This window comes from Nonomuraea lactucae (assembly GCF_003313395.1).
GTDB lineage: Bacteria > Actinomycetota > Actinomycetes > Streptosporangiales > Streptosporangiaceae > Nonomuraea > Nonomuraea lactucae.
In genome coordinates this window covers 1-4,131 of the sequence record NZ_QNFZ01000015.1, presented here as the reverse complement: position 1 = coordinate 4,131, position 4,131 = coordinate 1, and the positions used below count along the sequence as shown (strand labels likewise).

The window sequence follows — 4,131 nt, the reverse complement described above, 5'->3', positions numbered from 1 at the left end:
GGGCCGCGTCGCCGACGGCGAGCTGGTCCCCGCGTCCGCCGTCGGCGACGGCTCCTCGCTGCTGGCCGCGCTCGACGCGGTCGTCGCCTCGCCGTGCGGACTCGTCGTCCGCGTCGACGCGGACGGCCGCGCCGCCGGCGCCTCCACCGAACGCGACGTCATCGACGCCGCGTCCCGCTATCGCGACGGGGTGATGACCAGATGAGATGGTCCTGGTTCCCCGACCACGCCGACGACCTGTCGGCCCTCGCCCTGCAGCATCTGCAGATGACCGTGCTGGCCGTGGCGCTCGGCGTCGCCGTCGCCGTGCCACTGGCCGTCCTCGCCCACCGGGTCGCCTGGGTGCGCGGGCCGGTGCTCTCGCTGACCAGCGTGCTGTTCACCATCCCGTCGCTGGCGCTGTTCATCCTGCTGCTGCCGTTCACCGGCCTGACCCGGACGACGGCCGTGATCGGCCTGACGGTCTACACGCTCGTCGTGCTCGTCCGCAACACCGTCGAAGGGCTCGGCGCGGTGCCGCCGCACGTCCGCGAGGCCGCCCGGGCCATGGGCTACGGGCGCACGCGGGTGCTGCTCGCCGTCGAGCTGCCGCTCGCCCTCCCGGTCGTCATGGCCGGGGTGCGCATCGCGACCGTGATGACGATCAGCCTGGTCAGCGTCGCCGGGTTCATCGGGCAGGGCGCGCTCGGGCAGCTGTTCATCGACGGGTTCCAGCGCGCCTTCCCCGAGCCCATCGTGGCCGGCATCGCGCTCACCCTCCTGCTCGCCCTGGTCGCCGACGTCGCGCTGGTCGGCGTGCAGCGGCTGCTCACGCCCTGGACCCGGAGGTAACGCCATGGGCCTTCTGCAGCAGATCCTCGGCTGGTTCACCCAGGCCGGGCACTGGTCGGGGCCGGAGGGCCTGCCGGTCCGGCTGCTGGAGCACCTCGAATACTCCCTGCTGTCCACTGTGGCGGCGGCGCTGATCGGCCTGCCGATCGGGTTGTACATCGGGCACACCGGGCGGGGCGCGTTCCTCGCCATCAACCTCAGCGGCTTCGGCCGCGCCCTGCCCACCGTCGGACTGGTCACCCTGGTCTTCCTGGTGAGCGGGCTGTCGATCTGGCCGGTGTACGTGGCGCTCGTGGTGCTCGCCGTGCCCGCGATCGTGACCAACGCCTACGCCGGCATGGCCGGCGTGGAGCCGGAGCTGCGTGACGCGGCCCGCGGCATGGGGATGACCGGCTGGCAGCGGCTGTGGCAGGTCGAGGTGCCGGTGGCGCTGCCGCTCATCCTCACCGGCGTCCGGCTGGCCGCCGTCCAGGTGGTCGCCACCGCCACCATCGCCGCGTACGTGAGCTTCGGCGGCCTCGGCCGCTACCTGTTCGACGGGCTCGCCCAGCGCGACCTGCCGCAGGTGCTCGCGGGCGCCATCGCCGTGGCCGTCCTCGCCGTCGTCACCGACCTGTGCCTGGCCGCGCTCCAGCGCACGCTCCTGCCGCGCGGCCTGCGACTCAGGCGCGCCGCCGCCACCTGACCTCCCTACCGCCCCACACCCCGTACGAAGGAAAGACCCCATGCGCACACTGAGCACCATCGCCGGGCTCGCGGCCCTCGCGCTGACCGTCACCGCCTGCGGCGGCGGCGCCACCACCCTCGCCGAGCCGTCCGCGGGCTCCGGCGCGCCCACCGCCGCGAACACCATCGTCATCGGCACCGCCAACTTCACCGAGAACGTCACGCTCGGCCACGTCTACGCGGGCCTGCTGAAGAGCAAGGGCTACGAGGTCACCGTCAAGCCCAATCTGGGGTCCCGCGAGGTCATCTTCCCCGCCCTCCAGAGCGGCGACATCGACATGCTGCCGGAGTACCAGGGCTCGCTGCTGCTCCACCTCGACAAGGCCGGCAAGGCCGCCGACGGCGACGCCCAGGCCGCCGAGCTGAAGGCCAAGCTGCCGGCGGGGCTCAAGCTCCTGCCGTACGCCCCCGCCCAGGACAAGACGATCTGGATGGTGACCAGGGCGACCGCCGACAAACACGGCCTGAAGTCGCTGGACGACCTCAAGAAGGTCACCGGACAGCTCGTCTACGGCGGCCCGCCCGAGGACAAGACCCGCCGGATCGGCCTGGTCGGGCTCAAGGAGGTCTACGGCACCGAGTTCAAGACGTTCCGGGCGCTGGACGCGGGCGGGCCGCTCACCAAGGCGGCGCTGAGGAAGGGCGACATCGACCTCGCCAACATCTTCAGCAGCGACGCCGAGATCTCCGCCAACGACTGGGTCGGCCTGGAGGACCCGCAGCGGCTGCAGCCGGACGAGAACGTCGCCCCCCTCGTGCGCGAGCAGAAGGCCGACGCCAAGCTCACCGCCGCCATGGCCGAGCTGAACGCCAAGCTGACCACCGAAGAGCTCATCAAGATGAATCACAAGACCGACGTCGAGAAGGAAGACCCCGAGGACGTCGCGAACGCGTGGCTCAAGGCCGTCGGACTGGTGTCCTGACCCGCGTACGGGCATGACCGTGGTACGGGCACGACCGTGGTACCGGCACGACCGCGATCCCGGGCGTGACTGTGGTACAAGGGCGAGCCGGGCCGGACCCGGGCCGGCTCGACGGAGCGCCGGCCGCACCAGGGCCGGGGACAGAAAGGGAACAACCGTGAGTGATGCGGTCAACGCCGGTGTGGCAGTCGCCTCCGACGACGCCTCGCGGGTGGCGGCCCGCCTGCGGGAGCTCATCGAAGGACACCGGCTCTCGCCGTCCCAGCGGCGCATCGCCCGCTACCTCCTCGAACGACCCGAGGAAGCGGTGTTCCTGACCAGCGTGGACATCGCCGAGGCGGTCGGCACGAGCCAGCCGTCGGTGACGCGCTTCGCGTTCGCGCTGGGGTTCACGGGCTTCCCCGAGTTCCGCGACGACCTGCGGGCGGCTCTGCGCGAGGGCCAGGACCCGGCCGCCGAGCCGACCGAGCTCAACCCCATCCAGGCCATGGTCAACTCCGAGATCCGCAACCTGGAGCTGCTGCGCGACAGCCTCGGCGACACGGGCAGGCTGGCCGAGGTCGCGGCGCGTCTCGCCGCCTCCAGGCCGCTGCCGGTCATCGGGCTGCGGGTCTCCGCGCCGCTCGCCCACTTCTTCGGATACTTCGCCGCCAAGGCCCACCCCGACGTACGGGTGATCGACACGCCGGGCTCGACGCTGGAGGACCGGCTGAGCCGCGCCGCCCAGGCCGGGGCGTCGTGGGTCCTGGCGTTCGGGCTGCCCCGCTACCCGCGCGAGCTGCGCGACGGGCTGATCTGGGCCAGGCGCGCGGGCCTGCGCGTGGCGCTCATCACCGACCACTCCGTCGGCGCCCTCTCGGAGCACGCCGACGTGGTGCTCACCGCGCCCGTCAGCTCGCAGTTCGCCTTCGACTCGCAGGCCGCGCCCGGCGTGCTGTGCGCGGCCCTGCTCCATTCGATGGTGTACGCGCTGCCCACCGAGGAGCAGGCGTCGATCGAGGACTTCGAGAACAGCGCGGCGGAGCGCCAGCTCTTCCTGCCCGAATGACCATCCACCGACCACCACCACCGAACACACAGACGCAAGGAGAAGAGAAGCGATGAGCGAGGACGTCCGGCGGGTGATCCGCTCCCCGCGCGGCACGGAGCTGTCCTGTGAGGGCTGGCAGCAGGAGGCCGCCTACCGGATGCTGCACAACAACCTCGACCCCGAGGTGGCCGAGCATCCGGACAAGCTCGTCGTCTACGGCGGCACCGGCAAGGCCGCCCGTGACTGGCCGTCGTTCGACGCCATCGCCCGCACCCTGCGGGGCCTGAAGCAGGACGAGACGCTGCTGGTCCAGTCGGGCCGTCCGGTGGGTGTCTTCCGTACCCACGAGTGGGCGCCGCGCGTGCTCATCGCCAACTCCAACCTGGTCGGTGACTGGGCGAGCTGGGAGGAGTTTCGGCGGCTGGAGGCGCTCGGGCTGACCATGTACGGGCAGATGACGGCGGGCTCGTGGATCTACATCGGCACCCAGGGCATCCTGCAGGGCACCTACGAGACGTTCGCCGCGGTAGCCGCCAAACGCTTCGGCGGCTCACTGGCCGGGACGATCACGCTGACCGCGGGCCTGGGCGGGATGGGCGGCGCCCAGCCACTGGCCGTCAC

The 4,131-nt window shown here is 71.9% G+C and carries 4 protein-coding genes and 2 pseudogenes; all 6 read left to right on the top strand.

Going from position 1 to position 4,131, the window contains the following annotated elements:
• A pseudogene (locus DQW85_RS45490) lies at nt 1-205 on the top strand (hypothetical protein); the annotation flags it as partial.
• Nucleotides 202-831: an ABC transporter permease gene (locus tag DQW85_RS00915; protein ID WP_113698586.1), complete on the top strand. Its 630-nt coding sequence runs from the start codon at nt 202-204 to the stop codon at nt 829-831. The pseudogene DQW85_RS45490 and the gene DQW85_RS00915, both read left to right, overlap by 4 nt.
• A gap of 4 nt (nt 832-835) precedes the next feature.
• A complete protein-coding gene (locus tag DQW85_RS00910; protein ID WP_113698585.1) occupies nt 836-1,516 on the top strand; it encodes an ABC transporter permease in 681 nt (226 codons plus the stop codon).
• Nucleotides 1,517-1,556: 40 nt separating this feature from the next.
• On the top strand, nt 1,557-2,480 hold the full coding sequence (locus tag DQW85_RS00905; RefSeq protein WP_113698584.1) for an ABC transporter substrate-binding protein: 924 nt from the start codon (nt 1,557-1,559) through the stop codon (nt 2,478-2,480).
• A gap of 157 nt (nt 2,481-2,637) precedes the next feature.
• Nucleotides 2,638-3,528: a MurR/RpiR family transcriptional regulator gene (locus tag DQW85_RS00900; RefSeq protein WP_240196836.1), complete on the top strand. Its 891-nt coding sequence runs from the start codon at nt 2,638-2,640 to the stop codon at nt 3,526-3,528.
• Nucleotides 3,529-3,580: 52 nt separating this feature from the next.
• Nucleotides 3,581-4,131, top strand: a pseudogene (locus DQW85_RS00895) (urocanate hydratase); the annotation flags it as partial.

Bases quoted from the DNA above. Each gene is read 5' to 3' on its own strand.
- DQW85_RS00915 (WP_113698586.1), top strand. From the start codon at position 202: ATGAGATGGTCCTGGTTCCCCGACCACGCCGACGACCTGTCGGCCCTC.
- DQW85_RS00910 (WP_113698585.1), top strand. From the start codon at position 836: ATGGGCCTTCTGCAGCAGATCCTCGGCTGGTTCACCCAGGCCGGGCAC.
- DQW85_RS00905 (WP_113698584.1), top strand. From the start codon at position 1,557: ATGCGCACACTGAGCACCATCGCCGGGCTCGCGGCCCTCGCGCTGACC.